The organism is uncultured Dysosmobacter sp. (assembly GCF_947631165.1).
In the GTDB taxonomy this organism is placed as follows: domain Bacteria; phylum Bacillota; class Clostridia; order Oscillospirales; family Oscillospiraceae; genus Oscillibacter.
Window position 1 is genome coordinate 1 of sequence record NZ_CANRKH010000003.1, and the last position, 22,554, is coordinate 22,554.

General features: G+C 49.8%; 19 protein-coding genes. 8 read left to right on the forward strand and 11 right to left on the reverse strand.

From position 1 onward, the window contains the following. Positions 1 to 198: 198 nt before the first annotated feature. A complete protein-coding gene (locus tag Q0Z69_RS02150; RefSeq protein WP_298029431.1) occupies positions 199 to 522 on the reverse strand; it encodes a tyrosine-type recombinase/integrase in 324 nt (107 codons plus the stop codon). 497 nt (positions 523 to 1,019) lie between these two features. After that, positions 1,020 to 1,727, reverse strand: coding sequence for a Crp/Fnr family transcriptional regulator (locus Q0Z69_RS02155; protein WP_298029433.1), 708 nt, complete (start codon positions 1,725 to 1,727; stop codon positions 1,020 to 1,022). A gap of 214 nt (positions 1,728 to 1,941) precedes the next feature. Here Q0Z69_RS02155 and Q0Z69_RS02160 point away from each other — a divergent pair, with 214 nt between their 5' ends. The 7 genes from Q0Z69_RS02160 (at position 1,942) to add (ending at position 10,222) form a co-directional block, all read left to right on the forward strand. Further along, on the forward strand, positions 1,942 to 2,955 hold the full coding sequence (locus tag Q0Z69_RS02160; RefSeq protein WP_298029434.1) for a tripartite tricarboxylate transporter substrate binding protein: 1,014 nt from the start codon (positions 1,942 to 1,944) through the stop codon (positions 2,953 to 2,955). Positions 2,956 to 3,124: 169 nt separating this feature from the next. Continuing rightward, the gene (locus tag Q0Z69_RS02165; RefSeq protein WP_298029436.1) at positions 3,125 to 3,568 is read left to right on the forward strand and encodes a tripartite tricarboxylate transporter TctB family protein; all 444 of its coding nucleotides are present in this window, start codon (positions 3,125 to 3,127) and stop codon (positions 3,566 to 3,568) included. Positions 3,569 to 3,580: 12 nt separating this feature from the next. Next, entirely contained in the window at positions 3,581 to 5,065 is a 1,485-nt protein-coding gene (locus Q0Z69_RS02170; RefSeq protein ID WP_298029438.1) for a tripartite tricarboxylate transporter permease, read from the forward strand. Between the two features lie 25 nt (positions 5,066 to 5,090). Then, positions 5,091 to 6,506: a sulfatase gene (locus tag Q0Z69_RS02175; protein WP_298029440.1), complete on the forward strand. Its 1,416-nt coding sequence runs from the start codon at positions 5,091 to 5,093 to the stop codon at positions 6,504 to 6,506. Further along, a complete protein-coding gene (locus tag Q0Z69_RS02180; protein ID WP_298029442.1) occupies positions 6,487 to 8,115 on the forward strand; it encodes a sulfatase in 1,629 nt (542 codons plus the stop codon). Before Q0Z69_RS02175 ends, Q0Z69_RS02180 begins: the two co-directional genes overlap by 20 nt. 99 nt (positions 8,116 to 8,214) lie before the next feature. Then, the gene (locus tag Q0Z69_RS02185; protein WP_298029443.1) at positions 8,215 to 9,045 is read left to right on the forward strand and encodes a purine-nucleoside phosphorylase; all 831 of its coding nucleotides are present in this window, start codon (positions 8,215 to 8,217) and stop codon (positions 9,043 to 9,045) included. A 202-nt stretch (positions 9,046 to 9,247) separates the two neighbouring features. Continuing rightward, a complete protein-coding gene (add, locus tag Q0Z69_RS02190; RefSeq protein ID WP_298029445.1) occupies positions 9,248 to 10,222 on the forward strand; it encodes an adenosine deaminase in 975 nt (324 codons plus the stop codon). Positions 10,223 to 10,508: 286 nt separating this feature from the next. Here the strand turns inward: add and Q0Z69_RS02195 are convergent, their stop codons facing one another. From Q0Z69_RS02195 to Q0Z69_RS02210, 4 genes are all read right to left on the reverse strand, one after another. After that, positions 10,509 to 11,213 carry a hypothetical protein gene (locus Q0Z69_RS02195; RefSeq protein WP_298029447.1) on the reverse strand — a complete coding sequence of 235 codons (705 nt, stop codon included), beginning with the start codon at positions 11,211 to 11,213 and terminating at the stop codon, positions 10,509 to 10,511. Between the two features lie 10 nt (positions 11,214 to 11,223). Then, positions 11,224 to 11,925 carry a DUF5058 family protein gene (locus Q0Z69_RS02200; protein WP_298029450.1) on the reverse strand — a complete coding sequence of 234 codons (702 nt, stop codon included), beginning with the start codon at positions 11,923 to 11,925 and terminating at the stop codon, positions 11,224 to 11,226. Between the two features lie 143 nt (positions 11,926 to 12,068). Next, positions 12,069 to 13,424, reverse strand: a complete 1,356-nt coding sequence (locus tag Q0Z69_RS02205) for an amidohydrolase (protein ID WP_298029452.1) — start codon at positions 13,422 to 13,424, stop codon at positions 12,069 to 12,071. 51 nt (positions 13,425 to 13,475) lie between these two features. After that, entirely contained in the window at positions 13,476 to 14,900 is a 1,425-nt protein-coding gene (locus tag Q0Z69_RS02210; RefSeq protein WP_367272203.1) for an MFS transporter, read from the reverse strand. Between the two features lie 259 nt (positions 14,901 to 15,159). Here Q0Z69_RS02210 and Q0Z69_RS02215 point away from each other — a divergent pair, with 259 nt between their 5' ends. Continuing rightward, on the forward strand, positions 15,160 to 16,095 hold the full coding sequence (locus Q0Z69_RS02215; RefSeq protein ID WP_298029457.1) for a LysR family transcriptional regulator: 936 nt from the start codon (positions 15,160 to 15,162) through the stop codon (positions 16,093 to 16,095). Positions 16,096 to 16,697: 602 nt separating this feature from the next. On the opposite strand, the gene Q0Z69_RS02220 is transcribed toward Q0Z69_RS02215, so the two are convergent. The 5 genes from Q0Z69_RS02220 to Q0Z69_RS02240 form a co-directional block, all read right to left on the reverse strand. Further along, the gene (locus Q0Z69_RS02220; RefSeq protein ID WP_298029459.1) at positions 16,698 to 17,507 is read right to left on the reverse strand and encodes an SDR family NAD(P)-dependent oxidoreductase; all 810 of its coding nucleotides are present in this window, start codon (positions 17,505 to 17,507) and stop codon (positions 16,698 to 16,700) included. 143 nt (positions 17,508 to 17,650) lie between these two features. Continuing rightward, the gene (locus Q0Z69_RS02225) at positions 17,651 to 18,838 is read right to left on the reverse strand and encodes a nucleoside recognition domain-containing protein (protein WP_298029461.1); all 1,188 of its coding nucleotides are present in this window, start codon (positions 18,836 to 18,838) and stop codon (positions 17,651 to 17,653) included. Positions 18,839 to 19,007: 169 nt separating this feature from the next. Beyond that, positions 19,008 to 20,012, reverse strand: a complete 1,005-nt coding sequence (locus tag Q0Z69_RS02230; RefSeq protein ID WP_298029463.1) for a proline racemase family protein — start codon at positions 20,010 to 20,012, stop codon at positions 19,008 to 19,010. A 273-nt stretch (positions 20,013 to 20,285) separates the two neighbouring features. Then, complete coding sequence (locus Q0Z69_RS02235) at positions 20,286 to 20,993, reverse strand: GntR family transcriptional regulator (protein ID WP_298029466.1); 708 nt, start codon at positions 20,991 to 20,993, stop codon at positions 20,286 to 20,288. Between the two features lie 205 nt (positions 20,994 to 21,198). Continuing rightward, positions 21,199 to 22,437 carry a threonine/serine exporter ThrE family protein gene (locus Q0Z69_RS02240; protein ID WP_298029468.1) on the reverse strand — a complete coding sequence of 413 codons (1,239 nt, stop codon included), beginning with the start codon at positions 22,435 to 22,437 and terminating at the stop codon, positions 21,199 to 21,201. Positions 22,438 to 22,554 lie beyond the last annotated feature (117 nt).

A 22,554-nucleotide genomic window follows, 5' to 3' on the forward strand; every position in this document is an offset into this window, starting at 1 on the left:
GACGTGCAGGGGGTCACAGGTTCGAGTCCTGTATCGTCCACCAGAAAATTCCCTTAGAGCCGCAAGGCTTTGAGGGATTTTCTTTTGTCTGTGTGGTTTCCATAATTTAGAAAACACGACAAAAATACGACATCTTTCCAATTTTTAAGGTTAATTTTGAGGTTAGTTCTCCCCCTCACAAAAAAGAAACCGCCTCGATTATGGAGCGGTTTCCTTGCCCTTGCTCTTCCTTGCTTTTGCGGAGAGCAGGGATTTTCGCAGTGTCTCTATGCTGGTATGGTCATAAATTTTCGTCAGCATCTTCAAATCGCTGTGTCCGAGCAAACGAGCTACCATATACGGGTCCATCCCCTGAGCGATCCACAGTGTAGCTCTGGTGTGTCTCAATTCATGCGGAGATAGCTCAGGAACTTCCGGGTGCAGCTTATGAAGCTCTTTTATAAAGGGCTTGAATACCCGGTTTGCCCAGTTGTTGGGCTGATAAGCAGCACCTTCCGGGCTATGGAAGATATGCTCAGTCATGGCACTCGCTTTCCCACTGTTAGAAGCCGTATTCACAAGAGTACATCCGCCGATTATTTGTCGAGTAGACAAAATGGCATTTCTGCCTTCGCCCCTCACAGAACTACGTGCCCTATTAAGCCATACGGCGCTTTAAATAGTCTTTGGTCCCCATAAATTAACACATATCTTGGGTGGAGCAACGCAGCTCGCCATGTTCAGCTGAACTTTTCCCATGTGAGTTTGCTCTTTTGGCTGCATTGCTTGAACATTTGGCATGTTGTCGTAATCAGATGTTGTCGTAATCAGATATAGATGGAGGGTTCTAATACCTTTCGTGTTTCCGCTTGCACCGCAATAGTTGCAGTGTCCTCTCATCACCGCTGCAAGTGTCCGGAGTACTTTTGCCTGTGGGCGGTTGCTATGGAAGTGACTGCGCGTCCGTTGTCTGAAAAGCCAGGGACAGGTCCGAAATTCCCCGCATTAAAAATATTTGTATAATGAATCGGAAACTGCGACTATACCGACCAACGGTAACGGACCTGGTGAAGTGCTTCGTATTGCTGCCTGTCAATATAGAGTTTTCGATTGGAAATAGAGACTAATCCGTCATCCGTCAGCTTTTTCAGCAGACGATAGACACTCCTTATGTCAATGCCGAGAAAATCAGCAATGTTCTGCCTGCTCTCCAATATTTCAATAGGTCCCGAATAAGATTTTGGATACGATTTGGCGTAAAATATGTAGTTGTACTCTAAATATGTGATGATGGCAAGATGGGACGGACTGTTGGTACACACGGAAAGCAGGTTGACAAGAGCGTGGAGTCGTTCAATGACACAGCGGGAGATATTGGCAGAAAATGCAGGGTAAGTGCCAAAGCATTGTGTCACAAGAGAGTTTGGAAGAATCGCCGCCTCCAGAGTTGTTTTTGCATAGATTGCGGCGTCAAAATCCGCTTTATTTGGATAGATTCCGAAAAAACCGACCACATCACCGGCAGTTGCCTTGCGGAGCGTGAATTGATCTCCTGTTTCGGAAGTCTGGTGCGTATAGCAAATGCCATCCAAAATAATGAATGTGTAATGATTGTTGCAGCAATCTTTAATCATTGTATCATTTGGCTTAAAGCGGCGCACCTTGACTTGGGAGATCATTTCATCGGGCAATTCACGAAGGATCTCGTGGAGCCATGGATATTTGATCATTGCATCCTGAATCGTCATAGGAGGCCTCCTCTGCAAACTGTACCGCGGAAAATTGCAATTATCACAATTTACAGCATCATTTTTCGGCAAAAGGTACAATTTTGCAATTTTTCATAGGAATCGGACATTTGTCACGATAACTCAAATTTTTTTGTGATATGTTTACTATAACATAAATAGATAGGAAAAAGAAGAAAAATGTGAATGATGTAAAAAGCAAGGAGGAAAACACATGAAAAAAATTCTCTCGGTGCTGCTCGCAATGAGCATGATTTTCACTCTGACTGCCTGCGGTTCTAAAGAAGCGGAAACGTCCCCTGGTGAGAGTGATACAACTACGGCACAGGACGAAAAGCTGGATTATCCCGAAAGCGGCGAGCTCCGCATCATGGTTCCTTTCAAGACCGGCGGTGCCCTGGACGTTCAGGTCCGAACGACTGCCAAGTATCTGGCCGATGTGCTGGGCGTCAACGTAGTGGTGGAGAACACCGCCGGCGCTGGCGGACAGCTGGGTACGACGGAATACCTGAGTGAGGAGGCCAATACTTCCACTATCCTGCTGACAGACGGTTGGCTGATGACCGTGACCCCGTTGGTCTCTCAGGTACAGTATTCTGTGGATGAGTATGTTCCCATCATCGACCACAATATTACAAATTTCTGCTTATTTGCTAATCCCAAAAAGACAGGAATTGAGACTTTTGAGGATCTGCAGGAATATGGCAAGAGCAGCCGCGTTGTGTTCGGCAGCGGCGGCGCCGGTACTTCCCTGTACATTTTGCAGAAGAGCCTGCTGGATCAAATGGATATTGCATCCGATACAATAACCCAGAACAATACCTCTGAGGGTCTGGCCAACCTGATGGCTGGAACGGTGGATGTCAGTGTCTCGTCATTCAAAGACGCAGCAGACTATGTGAAAAATGGTGATATCGTGCCTATCCTCTGGTTTGGCGACGATACTTACACGGATGATGATGCTTTTTCCGCCGGCGTTCCCTGCGCCAAGGATAAGGGTATCGACATTACTTACACTGGTTTCTATTACTACTCTATCCGCAAGGGCACCGATGCCGCCATCGTAGAAAAACTGCACGATGCCATCAATGAAGTCTATGCCAATCCTGATTTCATTGCTGAAAGTGAGCAGATCGGCTTCCAGCCCACCGGCATAACCTCTGATGAGATCACTGCTTATCTGGATGAATTCACCACTATGGCAAAGACGACTTTCACGTTGGATTAAAACCTCGTATTCTCAGAGTCCAGATCGGACAGTTGCAATCTGTTCGGGAAACGGTCTAAAACACCTGTAAGACAGGGCCAGAAGTCCCGGAGATCCTTCGCGGCTTCTGGCCCTTTTATACCCTCTGTCCATTGAGGGTATGCAGAATGAAAGGAACCGTCGATTAGAAATGAAAAAAACGATCAATACGACGGCTGTCTCGGCTGTCCTGTTCCTGCTCCTTTCCATCGTTCTATGGTTTGCCATTCCCTACTGCATTGAAGATGCGGCTTCCGCCACCGATATCGGTCCCCGGGCGTTTCCGCGGCTCATGTGCGGCGCCATGGCAGTGCTCTGCGTTCTTCAGCTGATCCTGCTGGCCATCGGTGTGCAGAAAGGGAAAACAATCACCATACAGTTTTCGGATTATGCGCAGGTCATTCTGGCTATGGTGCTGGCGGTGGCCGCTGTACTCTGCGCTAAATTCATCAATATCGTGGCGGCGGCTGTTATTTGTGCGTTGTTGTTCCTGGCGGTGCTGCGGTCGAAAGACTGGCGCTATTATGCCGCAGTCATTATCACGGGCATATTGCTGTTCACGCTGATGCGGTTTGTTATGAAAATCCGCTTTTAAGGAGGATGCTGCATGGAACAGATTTTGGAAGTCCTTCCCTTAGTTTTTAATGTGCAGACCATCATCGGTATGTTCTTTGGAAATATCGTTGGTTTGCTGTTTGGCGCTATTCCTGGGTTCACTGGCGTCATGGCGATCGCGATCCTCCTCCCCTTCACCTTTGCCCTTGATCCAGCCACCGGCATCGTGACATTGTTCAGCTGCTTTGCGGGCGGTTGTTTCGGAGGCTCCATCAGTGCGATCCTGATTGGTACTCCTGGCGCGCCAGAGGCGGCCGCTACCGTGCGGGACGGATACCCGCTGGCATTAAAAGGAGAGAGCTATAAGGCTCTTTCTATGGCAGTTTTTGCTTCCTGTGTAGGCGGCACCGTCAGTGCAGTCCTGCTGATGTTTTTAGCCCCGGTGATTGCAGACTGGACGCTGAATTTTGCCCCACCAGAATACTTTGTGCTGGGCATTTTCGGCATCTCTGTCATTGCGGGCCTGAACAGCGGCAACTTGATCATGGGTATTGTAGCAGGGCTTTTGGGCATTTTCCTGTCCATGGTGGGGATGGATGCGCAGAGCGGTGTTCAGCGCTTCACCTTTGGCAGTCTGCGTCTATACTCCGGCTTCAATTTGACACCCATCATTTTGAGTTTCTTTGCTCTGAATCGTATTTTTATAGGATTTGAACACAAACATCCCGAGAACTCCAAAGAAAAGGGGCAGGCCGTTGTACTCAGCAAGGAAAAGCTGAGTCTGAAGGATTACAAGGATTGCAGCGGCGCGATCTGCCGCGGCACGATCGTGGGTTCTATTATCGGCGCTATTCCGGCTGCGGGAGCTGCCATTGCGGCCTTTATCAGCTACAACATTGAGAAAACCTTTTCCAAAAAGCGGGATCTGCTGGGAACCGGTATTCTGGAAGGCGTTGTGGCTCCGGAGGCGGCCAATAACGCTGTGACCGGAACTTCTTTGATTCCTCTCCTGACCTTGGGCATTCCTGGCAGCGGCGGGGCATCTGCCATGTTGGGGGCGTTCATGATGCACGGACTGGCTCCGGGTCCCTTCCTGTTCCGGGATAATGGGGCAACGATGTACGCCATTATGATCGGCTTTATCGTGACCAATATCATCCTGCTTCTTGTGGTTAGATTTTTGTCTAAGGGGTTTATTCACATAACTAGGGTGCCGGAGGCCGCACTGATCACCGTTCTGTTTGTGATCTGTCTGGTCGGCGCATACAGCAACAGCACTTCCTGGTTTGACGTAATGGTAACAGTGATCGTAGGTATCGCGGCTTATTTCCTGTCTAAGCTGAATGTTCCGACGGTTCCCTTTATTCTGGGCTTTATTCTGGGGCCCACGATTGAAAGCAATTTCCGGAAAGCATTGATCATGTCTAACAACGATTTGTCTATCTTTGTAACCCGGCCTATCTGTATTGTGCTGATTATCCTCACCATTGTGATGCTGGTAGGTGCAAAGTTCATGAATCGTGCGGGTGCAAAATAAATCCTGCGAAGGAGGATCAGGCGCCGTGAAATATAATCTTTTATTCCTGATGGCAGACCAGTTTGCGTATGACGCTTTTGGTTATATGAGTTCTTTTATGCAGACGCCGAATCTCGACCGTCTGGCCAGCGGAGCCATATGCTTTTCTAACTGCTATACCAACTCGCCTCTCTGCATGCCCGCCCGTGCTTCTCTTGCCACCGGACTTTATCCGGAAGAGTTGAAGACAATGGATAATTATGCCGCGGGACTGACCCCGGCATCACAGACTTGGATGCAGCGCATCCGGGATGCCGGATATGAAACTGCTGTGTTCGGAAAAGTGCATCTCCACAAATTCTCACCGGATCTGCGTGATTTGGCATGGCAGGTACAGAGTTACGGCTATCAGATTGTAGATGAGCTGCCTGGTCCCCGGACTTATGCCACGAAGAGATCCAGCTATTATGACTACCTAAAGGAGCGGGGGCTTCTGGAATGTTACCGGGAAGATATGCACCGCAGGTATCAGGAAGGCCATGTCTATGACAGTCATCCTACTCCACTGCCCACCAAGGACTATGCGGATGTGTATATCGCTGACCGGGCGCTGGAATATCTTGAAAAGGTCCCCTGTGATAAGCCCTGGTTTTCTACTGTCAGCTTCGGCGGCCCTCATGACCCTTGGGACACTCCTGCTGAGTATGTAGAGCGCTACCGGGATCTGAAGCCTCCGGCGCCCTTGGAGGCGCCGCATACGGTAGCTGCCGAACGACCCAGAGGTGTATATGACGAACTGCTCAACGGGAAATATGATCCTGGCCTGACAGAGGACCTGCACAATATGACGGATACGGATATTCAGGCTTTGCGGAGAAGCTATTATGGCCATGTGACGCTGATCGATGAGCAGATCGGGCGGATATTTGACTGCCTGGAGCGCCGGAATATGCTGGACAACACTATTATTGTCTTTACTGCCGACCATGGTGAGGAAAACGGTGACTACGGATTGCTGTTCAAGCAGACGTTTTTTGAGACCTCTGTCCGTGTACCGATGCTCATCTCTCTTCCTGGAAAAACCGCACAGGCTGTGGACACGCCGGTGGAACTGATGGATCTTGGCCCGACACTGTGTGAACTGCTGGGAACACCAGTGGAATATGGTCATGCCCGCTCTTTGATTCCCCTGATGAAAGGCAGCAATTCCGCAAAGAGATATATTGTCTCCCAGATCTTTGGAGAAACAATGCTTCTCAGCCGGGGATATAAGGCGGTATTCAATCAGCGGGAAGAGATATATCTGCTGTTCGATATGCTGCACGACCCGCAGGAGACAGAAAATCTGGCCGGAAGTGAGAGCACTGCGGATATGGAAAAAATGCTCCAGGAAGACCTGAGAGCATGGCGGCTGGAATTGAACGCGAATGGAGGAGATTGCCTTGCATCCAAGACGTGCTGATGCCCCCAATATTCTGCTGATCACGGCGGATCAGCTTCGATGGGACTATGTACATGCCTATGCGCCGGATGGATTCATGAAAACACCCGCTCTGGATGCGCTGGCTGCCGACGGCTGTCTATGTGAGCGGGCCTATTCTCCCAATCCCGTCTGCATTCCAGCTCGGTACAATCTGATCACTGGACTGCCTGCCCGATATCACGGGTTTGATGACAACTATTTCGGCCCTGACGCAAAGGCTTGCCCCTGGGATCTGCCTACCTTCGCACAAATCCTTTCAGACTGCGGCTATGCCACTGCTGCCATCGGTAAAATGCACTTCCAGCCCGAGCGTCGAGCCACTGGTTTTGACCTGTTTGAAAACTGCGACGAGGTCGTCTATGACATTGCAGAGGACGAATACGCGCAATTTCTGCGGGATCAGGGTTATGAGCAGCTTGGCAGTATCCACGGAGTTCGCAATGTGCTGTATATGCAGCCTCAGCAGTCTCTCTTGCCGGAGGAACTGCACAGCTCCTCCTGGGTCGCCGACCGCTCCATTCGCTATCTGAAAAGCCGTGCTACACGCACGAAACCGTTCCTGCTCTGGGCCGGCTTTATTCATCCACATCCCCCTTTTGACGTTCCGGAAAATTGGGCACACCTTTACGATGGATGCATTCCACCGCACACATCGTCCAAAACGCCGCTTTCCAAGCTGGCCACAGAGAACCAGTGTATCGCGGATTTGCCAGATGAGACCAATATCAATCGGATGCGGGAACTCTACGCCTGCGCGGTATCCTTCATGGATTACAATGTGGGCCGGATCTTGAAAACGCTGGATGAGGAAGGCTTGCGGGAAAACACACTGGTGGTATTTGTATCTGACCATGGCGAAATGCTGGGAGACCTGGACACTTATCAGAAGTTCCTGCCTTATGACGCATCCTGCCGCATCCCGATGATCCTTCGATGGCCCAGGCATATTGCCGCTGGTTCGAAAATGGAAGGCTTTGCGGATCTGAACGATATTCTTCCGACATTCCTGGATGCTGCGGGAACGGCCTACCCTGGCCCCATCACGCTGCCGGGCGAGTCTCTGCTGGCAAAAAAACCGAGGAAGGATCGGAGCGTCCAATATGTGGAGCATCAGCGCGGCAGCAAGCGCTGGTGCTGTCTGATCGGCCAACGATATAAGTTTGTGCACGCTTATGGTGACCATGACCAGCTCTTTGACCTTGCGTCAGACTCGGAGGAACAGACGAATCTGCTGTGGGATCATCCATCCGAAGAGATTCTCCGCGTCAAGCGGCAGATGGAAAAACAGCTCTTGGAGTACGAAAACCGTTGGGGCCTGGCGGAGTGCGTAACGGATGGGAAATTCACACAATTCCCGCCTTATGAGATCCACAACTATCGGGAATGCTGCTTCCCTTCCTTTATGGTACAGGAGCCGGGCGCACCCGCACATACACCGCTTGAGGATGAAATTTTGCAGGCAATTGCCAAGGAACCAACGGTACATTTGGCAGACCTGCATATTCGAGAATCTCTGACGGCATTTGGGAATATGTCAGATCAGGACGTGGACGATCTGTTGGGGCGTGCCCGGCAGCAGGGGAATTAACTGTTTCTCATAAAACATTGTAAAACGGCGGATAGGTCTTGAGAAACAGCCTGCCCGTCGTTTTTTCTTTCACAACATTGCTAAATGAGGAGTATGATTATGAATCCTATCGAATTGCGAATCCGGGATGCTGCAGATTATATCCGCAGAAAGACAGATCTGGTGCCTGAACTTGGCCTGGTATTGGGCAGCGGCCTGGGAGATTTCTGTGTTGGATTGGACCATGCTGTCTCCATCCCCTTTTCTGAGGTCCCTGGTTTTCCCGTACCCACTGTGGAAGGCCACAGCGGAATGGTGGTGATTGGCCGGTATAACGGTGTGCCTGTCATGGCGCTGCGGGGCCGTGTCCACTACTACGAGGGCGGTACGCAGCAGGAAATCACCATCCCCATCCGGGTTATGAAGCTTCTGGGTGTCAAGACTGTTCTGCTGACCAATGCCAGCGGCGGCATCAACACCAGTTTCAGAGAGGGCACGTTGATGCTGATTTCTGATCACATCAATTTTTCTGGCGCCAATCCTCTGATTGGGCCCAATCTGGATGTGTTTGGGCCCCGTTTTCCGGATATGGGTGATGTTTACACCAGGGAACTGCGGAAAAAGATCCGTGCTCAGGCTGCTGAAATGGGCATTGATCTGCGGGAAGGCATCTACGCCATGACCAGCGGTCCCAGTTATGAAACGCCGGCAGAAGTTCGGATGTTTCGTGCTCTAGGTGCCGATGCTGTTGGCATGTCCACGGTTCCAGAGGCCATTGTGGCCCGTCACACCGGAATGCAGGTAGTGGGCGTTTCCTGTATTACTAACATGGCGGCGGGCCTTCTGGACCGTCCACTCGATCACGCGGAAGTGGTGGAGACAGCTAACCAAGTGAAACAGGAATTTCTCCGTCTGGTGGAAGCTGTTATCGCCATCTGTGCAGAAAATTGATTTTTTAGATATCAGTGCTGAAATTGCCCCGAAGAAAAGGCTTCCACTATGAATCAGATCGCGCTCATCAAACCAACATCCAGTCTCTGCGATATGTGCTGCTGGTACTGTTTCTATGAAGATGCAGCCGCAATGCGCACAAGGCCCAATTTGGCATGCAGTACAGAAATGTTGGATGAGCTGGCAGAGAAGGAGAGGCATTATGTACCAAGGAATGATCGATCTTCACCTGCACCTAGATGGATCTTTGTCTATTCCGTTTGTCCAGACGTATTTAAAAAGATGCGGTCAGTCTATTCCTGCTGACCTGCACGCAGCCCTTTCTGTATCCCCTTCATGCAAAAGCTTGACTGACTATTTAGAACGGTTCTCTTTGCCCAAGCGGATCCTGCAATATGCTGATGCTCTGGAACTATCTGCATATGATTTAGTCAAACGATTGGCTTTGGAAGGATTGATTTATGCAGAAATACGTTTTGCACCAGCTTTTCATTGTGAGCTTGGACTGACACAAAGTAATGTGGTAGAGAGCGTTATCCGGGGAGTCCATCATGCAATGAAAGAATTTCCATCCATCAAGATTGGCCTCTTGTTGTGTATGATTGTGGGAGATGAACACAATCAAGAAACCCTGCAAACCGCTCTGCACTATCACGGAAATGGTGTGGCAGGTTTGGATCTCGCCGGGCCAGAAGGTGCGGTCCCCCTGGAAGCATACAAAGCTCTTTTCGGGAAAGCCAAAGAAGCGGGTTTGCCATTTACAATCCATGCCGGAGAGTGCGGTAGTGTAGATAACATTTTGAAAGCTGTGGAGTTTGGAGCCCAGCGTATTGGGCATGGCGTAGCGGCGGTTCAGGATCCAACTTGCATGGAGCTTCTGGCAGAGCGAGGAACGATTTTGGAATGCTGCTTTACCAGTAATTTGCAAACGAGAGCTGTATCAATGCCAGCGGCACATCCAATACTATCGTTCTACCGGCACGGATTGGCAGTCACGGTCAATACAGACAATCTTACGGTATCTTCTACCAGCCTTGCCAAAGAACATCAGGCTCTTATGCGGTTTTTTCCGCTGACGGATGAAGATTTCCTGCAGATGGACTACAATGCTATTCGAGGAGCTTTCCTATCAAATGCTGATAAAGCACAACTAGTAAAACACTTAAAGGAACATTGAGCAATCTAATCCTACAATTCAAATCACAAAATTTTTGAAAATACAGGGATCTGGACTTGAGAAAAGGACTTGCCAAAAAACAAGCCGCCGGAGGGCATCATAAGCAGCAGGCCAGTTTTGCTGTCCTTGTTTTGCACGATCCGCAATCTTTCGCTAATCCGCTTTTTAGGCTTGACTTCTAATAGCACATTTTATTGAAGGCCTTCCTGCTTATTTGTAAGAATGGCCAAGAATCAAAAACTCCCCCTAATCCGGGTATTCTGACCCAGACAGGGAGAGTTTTTACTTAAATGCGGTGAAATTGCTGATATAGAAAAAGCCCAAAAAGTACGCAGAGGACCACATTGGTCAACAGCAGCAAAGAGCCAGGGATCACCAACACGCCGAATTTCAGAAGCAGCAATGCAGTGATCACACCAAAGCCTATCAGGTCTGGCCGTTTACCAATAGTGCCTGCAAACATAGTCGCGTACATTGCTGCAGGAACATATTGAAAGGAAGCTGTGATTGTCTCTGGCAGATTGCCGAGTAAAAACGATCCGCAGACTGCTCCCAACGATACAAATACCACCGACGTCACTACAGACCCGGCAATACCAAGCGTCGCCATGATTTCCCCGCGCTGACTGCCAGGCTCCGAGTCGGTAACACTCTGCGCCGCAATGGCGCAGGGGATGCGAGTGTTCATGCTGCCGACCAAGAAGGACATATATGTCCCTGCAGTACCCAGCACTGTGAAATAAGAGATCGGTTCTACGATCCACCAGGCAATGGATGCCGAAATGATTGCAGCAGCAACAGACACGATCTGCGAAAACGAAGGAATGGTGTCATAAACAGCCCAGAGCGTAACTGCTGGCAGAAAAGACAAAACAAATGCCACCAGATAAAACACCGTGCCGATACGTATTGACGGCTTATGGTATTCGTTGACATAGACCTCAGGGGGCAGAGGGTTATTGAGGATTTTTGAGGATTGTTTGTTTTCCATTGCGGTTCTCCTATCCGAACATCTGGGAAGTGACCGAGCCGGCTATCATTCCCAAAAGCATCGCAATTCCCAAATGGTATTCCTTTAACCACGGCAATTTGGAGGATGTTTTGCCCAAAAGCAGCATACTTGCTGCCGCAGCGGCAGCAGCTACCGCCATATCCCAGCCGGCAGTTACATTCTGCATAGTCAAATAGGACATAATACCTGTCATGCTGGATATGCTGACCAGTGCCAGGAGATGGCTGTCTTTTTGAGCAAATTTGTTTTGGATCTGTGTTGCCTTAGGTGCAAAGATCAAAACGATGAGCCAACTGATGCTCATGATGCTCATGCCCCAAACAGACGCTGCGTAACCGTTGATATCATAATTTTTACTGCCGATTGTCTGACCGATCGCATCTGCGCCAAGGCCGGCATGGAGCAGCTCCGCATTGGCATTACCAATAACGGAAAGACGCATCCATGACATGGGTGCGCCAACAGCGGTCATCAGTCCCAGCATCACGACAAACGCCGCCACGGAAGGCCCAATCGCCGAAATGATCCCTGTGCGGAATGCTTTTCTGCAATCCTCCCGGCTGATGCCTGCTTTCTCCGCGATCTGCATCGTCTTTTTGTAGAAAACCATGACGATAGCAAGGACAAGCACCACAATAGGGGCGCATACAAGCCACATCGATGGAGAATTCGCAATTTCCAAATAGTCCAAATTCCATTCACCTTCTATCTATCTTTAGTCATAGATAGTCCCAATGGGACGGGTGTCCGGAAAGAGCCAAAAAGCTCGCCTTTCTGCCCGTCCCAAGGACTTGCGGCGCTGCTATTCCCACAAAGACGCCGCCCGCAATTTATTTATTTGGGTACCCGATCCAGAGGCAGCAGAGTATGGTAGGGTTTCCCTCCGCCTGCTGCTTGAAAATCTTTGCGCACCTTCGCCAGCAGTTCTGGATTTTGGTACAGATCCAACAGTGTCCCCGCAAGTGCCTTTGCCGAAACATGCATACCACGCTTTGCAATTGAGGATTTACCCACTGCGGTTGTTGTCCAGCCATGGTTAATTGCCCCGATGGGAGCGCAGCAGGAATACAGCTGTGCCAGAGGAATGACATGGCTGACATCCGAGCAGTCACTCGAGCCTGTTCCGGGATTTTGCCGTTCATCGTAAAAATTAAAGTCAATAGGTGTCGGAGCGTCAGGCATAGTGCCATATTTCTGGAATTCCCGTGCATAAGCCAGCTCTTCTTCAGTATAAGAGAGAGGAAGCAATGCGGTAATGTTATCGACTAGCAATTGCTCAAGCGTCTCATTCCCGATTTTGTTTTTCAACGCAATCATAATATCCGGGTCATCTAATTGACAGTCCGTCATCATCGCTGCGCCCTGTGCAATCCGAAGTACCCGCTGATATAATTCCTCTACATAGTCCACATCTGACGCACGCACACAGTAGCGCCCTTTTGCCGTATGCTGGACCACATTCGGTGCAGTACCGCCGGCGTCTAAAATAGCATAGTGGATCCGGCTGTCAGTCGTGATATGTTCCCGCAGAAATTGAATACCCACATTGGTCAGTTCCAGTGCATCTAACGCACTCCGGCCATTCCAGGGGGAGCCGGAAGCATGAGACGCCGTGCCGTGGAAGGTCAAATCAAACTGAATCAATGCAAGATGGTTTCGCGTCACTGAAAATTTAGCAAAAGGATGCCAAGAAACGCAGGCATCGACATCCTGGAAGGTCCCGGCCGCACACATAATGACCTTGCCGCCGCCGCCTTCCTCCGCTGGGCAGGCATAATAGCGCAGCGTGCCAGGAATATGGTTCAGTTCCATATAGCGCTTCAGAGCGCAGACACCTTCGATCGCGCCTGTGCCGTGGAGATTATGGCCGCAGGCATGGCCCGCCCCGCCTTCTACTAAAGCCTTTTGCTGCGGAAGGTCTGCTACCTGACTTTGATTGGCCAGCGCATCATTTTCACCCAGCATGGCTAAAACCGGCTTTCCAGAGCCAAATTCCGCCATGAATGCCGTTTTCATCCCGGCAATGGGTGTTGTAATGCGAAAGCCCTGCTTTTCCATATATTCCATCTGTAATTTTGAGGATTTTACTTCTTCAAAGCAAAGCTCCGCATATTCCCAAACGGCATCGCTGATCTCTTCAAAATCTTTTTTATTTTCTTCAATAATCTGATACAGCTGTTCTTTACTCATCTTTATTATGCGTCCTTTCCTTTCATTTGCAAACAGGTCCCCTGGCTGCTATCACATTATCTGGACTGCTTTCTTTCCGCGCTTCTTTTTGTCTAGCATCGCAATGACAACCAGCACGACAAGGGCCGCGACCCCAATGATGCCAGTGTTGATCCACGCCTGCCGGTATCCAAACTGGTCAATCATTGCTCCGCACAGTGTCGAACAAATAATGGAAAACAAATCCATGACCAGCAAAACCGTTCCCTGTGCTGCCCCCTGCTCGTGCATGGAAACGCTTTTCATAGCCACAATGCGAACAGGAATTTCGTAAAACTTTGTACAGAAGAACACCAGAAGCGCCAGGCTATAAGCGGACTGTGTCGTTGCGCTGCCAATCATAAAGGGGGCGATGGCTTGTCCGAGGAAGGAGATCAGCAGAGGAATATAGGGATTCATGAAGTCACATAAGAAGCCAACTATGATTCCGACCACGCCGGTGATGGAACCGCCGATGGACGCTGCCACCGTGTAATCTAAGCCAATAACATTGGCATACGCAGGACCGTAGCCGGAATCCATCTGATAGGAGACCATTTGCAGGCCGTTTGCAATGGAGATTGGCAGGGCTACAAGGCAAATCCCCATAATTGTATTCCGCCTCGCGATTGCCTTTTGATCCACCGATTTCTCTAGTGTGGGCGCCTGTTCTTCCGCAGAAAAGCCCTGCGCCAGTTTTTCACCGTCCATAAACAGCACACACAAAACAGCAAGGAGCTGGATGCCGGCGGCAATCAAAGTTGGCGGCACAGCGCCCATCATACCAAAGAGTTTCGCTCCAAGCGGGCGTGCTGATGCCACTGCGACCATCTGTAATCCCATAAACATTGCATAGGCGCTTCCCATAGCCTTTTTATCCACGGACTTTGCCAGAACCGCAGGGGCGGCAACGGTAGTAAAGGACCATACAATCGCATCAAAGAAGAAGCAGATCCACATACCGATTTCGTTTTTAAGAATGATGTACAGCAGGCAGCTGAACGCTTTGAGAACGCCCACTATGATCAGGATCGTTTTCAGTTTATCCTGCCGTTTATCGCATATGCTTCCTGACGGGGAACGTGTAAACATCCCCACAGCAAGAAACATAGAGATCATCAGTCCCAGTACCGTTGCAGGTAAACCGACATCTTCTAGGACAAGCAAACTTCTGAACCCGTTTTTAAAATAAGTGGAGTACTGATTTAGGATATAAAAAGCCATAATCAGCAGCGCATTCCGGCTAAGGATAGTTTTAAAGCCTCTGATGACATCCTGCCAGTCAAATTTAGAAGCCATGATCTGATCCTCCTTTTGTTTTTTATAATGATGAGATCCAATGCAGTGCCGACATAACGCGGGCCGCATTCTGCTGCCGGCCTTCTTCTTTTCCCTATCCTCCTTCCTTGATATGAATCCCCTGCGGCGGAACTGTTTGGAAACTACAGGCCGCGTCATTCTGCACAGAAAAGGGGAATAAGTTGGTCAGTCCATACGGTACGCCGTATGGTGGGAGAATACGCCGTCATGCAAAATATTTTGCTTATAAATATTTTTTAGTTTAGCATGGGACCCATCTGCTTGCTAGTCGTCAAAAAACGAAAGCAGAGTTGCTATTTTGTTCAAATCCTTTTGACATGGGCTGTATAGATGGTATATATTTATGTCAAAAAATTGTTGTTGTACTGTTTCATCACTTGCAGAAAGGGTTTTATTTATGACTTTATTACAAATTCAATATGTCATTGCGTGTGCGCAAACCAAATCCATTTCTAAAGCAGCACACGCCATGTTTACCTCCACTTCCAATTTGAGCCGAACAATCAAATCGCTGGAAGATGAATTGGGCTTTGAGGTATTTGCCCGTTCGGCCAACGGGAGCAAGTTAACGGAGCAGGGAGAGCAGTTTTTGAAATGTGCCAATATGATTCAGGAGCAGTGTAACAACATTGAAAAAATTAAAAGAAGTAACCTCCAACATACATTTACCTGTGTAAGCATGCATATGAATTACTGTTACATGGCCTTCCAAAAACTTTGCCAGCTTTATGAAAAGGACAAGAGTATCTCTTTTTTGATGAATACGGGGCTTTTGTCGGACTGCATCACTTCGGTCGCGATGCATCAAAGTGAAATCGGAATCATTTCCATTCCCGATACCATCGACGCTGTGGAACGGGACTGCATTGCAAAAGCGGGACTTGAGCAGGAGTTTTTGACCGAACAGACGCTCAACGTCAAGATCCGTAAGGAGCATCCGGCCTTGGAGGGATACAGGGCCGGGGAGCCGTTCGATTTCACCAAACTGCAGGACTACCCCTATATCAGCCGCTATAATCAGGATAATAATGTGATCCATCCTATTGATCTGAGTCACCCCAGCTATTTCCCGATCAGCGCCATCAATCCGCGGAAACGCATTTATGTAGACAACTCCGATTGGAAATTTCGCTTGATCAGCAGCACCAACGCGTTTGGGATCGGTACTTCAGAATCGGATGATTTGCTTTCCCCTTACCATCTGGTTTATATTCCAATTCCCGGATATGTTTCAAGAATGTATTTGATCTATCCAAAAGGGAACACTTTGAGCTGTGAGGCCGTCCAGTTTGTAGAGTTTCTCAAAGAAATCTTACAAAGCCATCCCGTCTGAGAGGCCAGCTTTGTATGGCAGAGATAGGAGCCGTTATTCTTGTTGGGCGGCAGGATGTTCCGGGATGTCCACGGACCTAGTCCACTTCTCCCGCAGTCTTCGGCATCAGCGGCAGTAGACCGCCTGACGGGCAGTGTTTTTAACCGCCGAACACCGGTGCTTGCATCGCTTTTTCGCCGATATCTTCTTTATAAATGTCCTTCTGCCGCATGAGGGCTTTGAAGGACTTTCCCGTGAAAGTAGCTTCGCGTGTCCATGATACGCCCCACGGAGGCGGGAAATGCATCCATCGCAGAGAATACAATCTGCAGGCAAAGAGGGCATCGATTTCTGACTGCGCCGCATCATTGCGCCAATGAGTTCTGATGAATGTCAGCTGCCACCGCAGGAAAGTTAATGTCCATAATAGAAGAAATAAGGCATCCCCCAATCAGGGGGATGCCTTATTATAAAGAAGGGAAAAGTAGACTAAATTAAGAAGATCCAAGCGCTTATTGCTTCTGCGCCGCTCATGAATGCTTTTCTCCCAGGCGTATTTCAGCTGACTTCTAATAATAGCAACACAAACCCGAAGCAGGTCATCCGGTCATTTTCCCCGGCACTTAACGATCCTCAACATCCTGGAAGTAGGTATCTCTGTCAACCCATGGCAGCGTTTGACCGCCGTCAACATTGATGGCTTGTCCATTGATTTGGGCCGCTTCTTTTGATGCCAGGAAAATTGCAAGATACGCATGATCTTCCGGTGTGGCCAAGCGGGCAGTGGGGATCTGGCCTTTGCGCCACGCAAGCTGCTCGGGAGATGTTATCATTGCCTGCAGCATCGGCGTCAGCGTGCTTCCTGGACAAATCGCATTCACGGTAATGCCAAACTCGCCGCCTTCCATCGCTAAATGCCGTACCAATCCAATCTCCCCTGTTTTAGAGGCTGTATAGGAAGGAACACGTCCGGCAGCCATACGCTGATGAATTGCGGAAGCAATATAAATGATCCTCCCGAACCGCTGCTTGCGCATAATGGGAAATACTGCCGCAGCGCAAAGATATGCGCCTATCAGATTGACCTCGACCACTTTCCGAAAGCCGCTGACAGACTCCGCCGGCACCTTTTTTGTATCACCCTGCATCATGATGCCTGCGCTGTGGACCAGCACATCGATCCTTCCGTTATATGTATCAAGGGTCTTCTGAACAGCAGCATTCACCTGCTCCTCATCACTGATATCGCAGGAAAACGCAGCACACTCGCCGCCTGCTGCCATGATCTCATCACAGACTCGCTTATTGTCTGCCTCATTTCGTGCCCAAACCACGACTTTGGCTCCGGCTTTTGCAAAGGTTTTTGCGATTCCTTCGCCAATTCCTTTATTTCCGCCAGTAACGATAACGACTTTCCCTGTTACATCAAACATATTGATGCCCTCCTTCAGATCATTCCAAGGTCAAAATATCTTGACTTCCTTAATCCGCTGATTGGAGCGCGTACAGGCGGCAATGCCCCCAGCAGCGCAGGGCGAATTCCGGAGTGCAGTTCGCCTACCTGTTATCTTACTTTTCAGGCGAAAAACTGTACCAACACGAACAACCAGTGTGCCGCGATGCCGGCGCACAGACCACCGATGGTATGACTGATAATGGCTTTGCCGATCAGTTCTTTGCAATGCAGGCTGTCCATCATGGAGGCATGGGTGCTAAGGTAGCCGCTAAAGCACATGCACATAGCTGTGAACACTGCAATATCGCCTCCACTCACCAGTCCCTGGCCTGCCAGCGTGGCGACCAGGCCCAGGGATGCGCCTGCAGCGCCCAGGGCAGTAACCGGAACGGCGATTGCCTCAGGTGAAGAAAATCCGAACAGCGGGTTCAAAATAAAATCCAGCTTCTCGGCGATCATCGGGATGAGCCGAATGCCTTCATAGGCGCTGCCGGTGTATGTACCGTCCACAGACGGGCCATTGATCAGCATCATGACGACTGTGCAGATGATCAGTACACCAGGAATGATGCTCATACCCATTTTCACGCCGCTATGTCCGCCCTCCAGGAGGGCATCCATAAACCGGCCCGCGGCACTGCCCTGCCGGACAGGCCGCATATCTGGTGGGATCGACATCCCCTCTGCCGCATTAGACAGCGCCGGAGCGTCCGGCCCAAAGATCTTTTTCGTATGACGCATCATCAAGCGCGTACTGACAATGCTGCCGATCACCGCCCCCGCAAGGCCCACAATGACGGCCAGACCCAGAGATTCCCCCATCGTGGAGGAAAGACTCAGCATATAGGTGCATACGATCAGTCCCATGCCAAAAGCGGTTCCCATATTGCATAGCGCGGGAAACTGATAGCGCTTGAACCGGTCGCGGAAGTACTGGTCCTCCGCAAGAGCGAGGATTGCGGGATTGTCTGAGAGAAAGGTCGTAACGATTCCCAGAGCTGCCGCTCCCGGCAGTCCATAAATTGGCCTCATAAGCGGCTGCAGGAGCTTATTGACGAGAGACACGAATCCGAACTCAGAAAGGAGAGCGGAGATCGCGCCCATCAGTACGCAGATTGCGGTCAGATAGAGGACTGTATCCATCAGCAGCTGATACGCTGTGTTCATCATCGTATTGATCGTATTTGCAAGGCCCATTTGCCCCGCTAGCATTGCGAAAAAGGCCACGAACAGCAATGGGAAAATAAATGTCTCGGCACTCAGTTCTTTTTTCAGCTGGATGGCCTGGCTTCCAGAAGTCGGATCCATGAAAACACCTCCAATGTTTGTATGCAGCAATTATTTTAAGTATCTGAAAAGAACGCAAAGAACATTTGGGAGCAACACTGCACCCCTGTTATGACCAGTCTCCGTCCACTGAGGGTGTGCACTGTTGAGAATTTTCTTCCCAGGCGGTTCAGTTCCTTTTTTGTCAGACTCAAAGAACAAAGCCGGCCTTAAAAGGATCCTGTTCGTCAAGAAAAAGTGTGTTGAATCCTGTGACATAAGCGCTTCCTGTGATCTCTGGAATGATGGCGTCAAACTCATTGACCTTCACATTGCGCAGCGCTCGGGCCCGGAATTTGGTGCCGAGGATACTTTCATGAACAAACTCCTTCCCCAGTTCCAGTTTTCCCTCTTTCACAAGGGCCGCGATCTTTGCGCATGTGCCTGTTCCGCAGGGAGAACGGTCGACCTCTCCATGTCCAAACACGACCACATTTTGAACATCTGCGTCCGACGCCTTGGGCGGTCCGTATATTTCAACGAGATCGACGCCTTCGATCGGAACTTCCGGATGACGCACTACCATCTGTTCATTGACGCATTTACGCAGCTCCAGTGCTCTGGGCACAATTACCGAGAGACGATCGGCAGAGATCTCCTCGATCCCCAGCTCTTCCTTGTGCACCAGCGCAAAGAAGCTTCCTCCAAACGAGATATCGACCGTCACGCGGCCCAGCTGCGGCACCGTGACGACAGCCTTCTCTCGATACAGAAATGCCGGTACATTGCGGAAGGAAACCTCCACAGCACGGCCATTTTCCACCTTGACTGTGACATCCACGGGCCCTGCGGGGGCTTCCAGTCTAATGTTCGTAATGGGCTCCATAACAGGGACCATGCCCAGCTCCACCAGCGCCGTGGACACGCCGATGGTCCCATGCCCGCACATGTTCAGACAGCCCTCAGCGTCCATAAACAGCATGCCGTAATCGCAGGTGGGGTCGCAGGGCTCTGTGATCAGCGCCCCAAACATGTTTTCATGCCCTCGGGGTTCCAGCATACAGGCACTCCGCAGATGATCATAATGGCTCAAAAAGTAATTCTTTTTTTCCATCATTGTCGTCCCCTTTAATGCCGGAACGCCGCTGATGATAACGCGGGTCGACATCCCGGCTGTATGCGTATCGACCGCCTGAATAGCATTCTTTATGTTCATCGCGTTTGCCTCCTCTGGCTGTATCATGTTGTCCAACCCTGCCGCTTCGTCAAACAGCCAATTTACGGGTTTCCAATAAAGCCGTCCGCAAATTAGACATGTTGACATGTCATTTATTATGAAAATATCACATGCAGGTTGACATGTCAACTGGGATCTTGAAATTTTTCTAAATTTGGCATTCCAACTAGATATCAATAAACCGCCGCAGGTCTCCTGCGGCGGCTCATTACCAAACAAACTCTAAGCTATTACATATGCGTTTGCAGTGTCTCACTTTGCACAAACTTCATTTGTGCTGCCTGCTGTGAAAACGACTTCGTATGCCATAGGCATATCCTGGTCGTCACGCAGATCAAGGCCAAACCTCAAAATAGGGGCTCCGACTGGGATATTCATGAGTTCGGCCCTTTTTTCATCACAAAGTACCGCGGATGAAGTCGCATAGCATGGACCGACAATCCGCCCACAGATCTTTGCGATTTCAGAAAGCCCTGCGTTTTCCATATGGTTGTCCAAGACAAAGGAAAACGCATCATGCGAAAGGAACATCTCCTCCAATGCATATGGCTTCTGGTCAACATATTTCATGCGCTCGATGACGATCACGATCTGGTTGTTTTGAAGGCCTAATTTCTGCATCACTTCTTCAGAAGGCTGCTCTATACGGCAGCCAATGCACTTATGCTCACCGGGGATCGACAGGGCATCTATGGATACAGCCAACTGCGTCAATTCAGAGCTTTTATACAGTTGACGTGCGGTGGTTTGTTTGGAAACAAAGGTGCCTTTCCCTTGCACGCGATAGATGATCCCATCCTGCACCAGCTCCCGCAATGCGGTCGTTACGGTGATACGGCTGCATCCAAACTGCTTGCTGAATTCAGCGTCTGTTGGGATCCGCATATCCTCGGCCCATTCACCGGAGGCAATTTTTGATTTGATAAACTGTTGAATCCTCACATATACTGGGATGCTCATGTACTACCTCTTCGTTCTCTGATTGTTTTGAACTTGTCCCATCACATGCCTTCTTTTGTGTTACGTGACGGCCTCTCATAACAATACACATTGCCTTAACATATTTCTTTATATCATATCAAAGAACCATAGGTAAAGTCAAGGCAGATATGTCGTAAACGGTGCCAACTTCTGGCAGGACATTTCCATTCCTCGTCCTGAATTCTCAGCTGTTTCCCGCACTTTTATTTCCGCTTATGGAAGTTGGCCAGATCAGGAAGCTCAGCACCTGGGCCAACAGAAATCCCAGTACGATCCCGAAGCAGCTCAGCAACAGGGCGAGTCCCTTTTCGCAGGCAAAGGAGAAATCCCCGATCACAACGCCGTACATAGCGTAGTACAGTGCGGTGCCCGGGATGATCGGGAAAACAGAGATCGTTTGAAAAACCGTCGCAGGCGCCTTGTGGGCCCGTGCCATGATCTGTGAAAAAAGAGCGCAGACCACCGATCCGGTCAGAGTTGCCCAAAAGTTATTGGAGACGTAGTAAAAGCACAGCAAATATGCGGACCATGTTAAAAAGGCTCCCAAAGTGCACCAAAGGATATGCCGGCTTTTGACGCGAAACCACAGGGAGAATCCTAAGCATCCTATCGTGCAGGAGAGCAGTCCGACTTCTATGCGGGGATTTAAGATCATGATTTCGTTGACGCCCTGATCCAAAAACAGGCGCAGAGGCAGGACGATCCCCAGCGCGATGCCGATAGCGCCTGTGATTGACAAGCTGATGTTTAATACGCCGGAAAGGGTGTCCAAACTGACCAGATCCCGTACGCCGTTGGTGGTGCCCAATGCGCTGATCAACAGCATCACGACGCCTGCTGCCACATAGCCTACATGGTGTCCAAGGCCATATCGCACGGAAAAGATGATAAAGACTTCCGCAAGGAACGAGATCGCAAAATTTGCGACCAAAGGATTATCCTCTTTCCGGCTGATGCTCCGGCTCAGGAAGGTGACTAAGAGCGACGTGCAGACCGCTGCGGCGGCATCAGCCAAATCGCAGTTGAAAAAAACGCCAAACCCGCCGCCTGCCAACGCTCCCGCCAAGTAATTTATCCATGCATGTTGAGGGGGACTGCTGATTGCCGCAAGCTGGGCAGCAAAGGGGCCCGGAGCCGGTCTCTCCGCACAGACGCGGCGTGAGAGCGCGTTGAGATCATCCAGGCGCCCGAAGTCTATACCGCTCCGTCGGATATGGCGAATCTGTGTTATGCAGCTGCCGTCCGGCACTATTGCAGTCGCCTGAATATTGCTGGGAATGACCCATACATTACATCCGGCGAAACCATAACTCTCGCACATGCGGTATAAGCTGTCCTCAACCCGGTGTGTTTCCGCCCCGCTTTGGATCATAGCGGTGCCCACGTCGAGAATCAGCTGCAAAATGCGTTCATAATCACTCATAGCATGCTCCGTTTATGATTGATAAGTCCTGAGGGCTTGGTTATTTTATCTAAGTATATCGCTTAAAATTTGATATGTCAACATGTCGAATTTTCTTGACAAACGTATCATACGAGA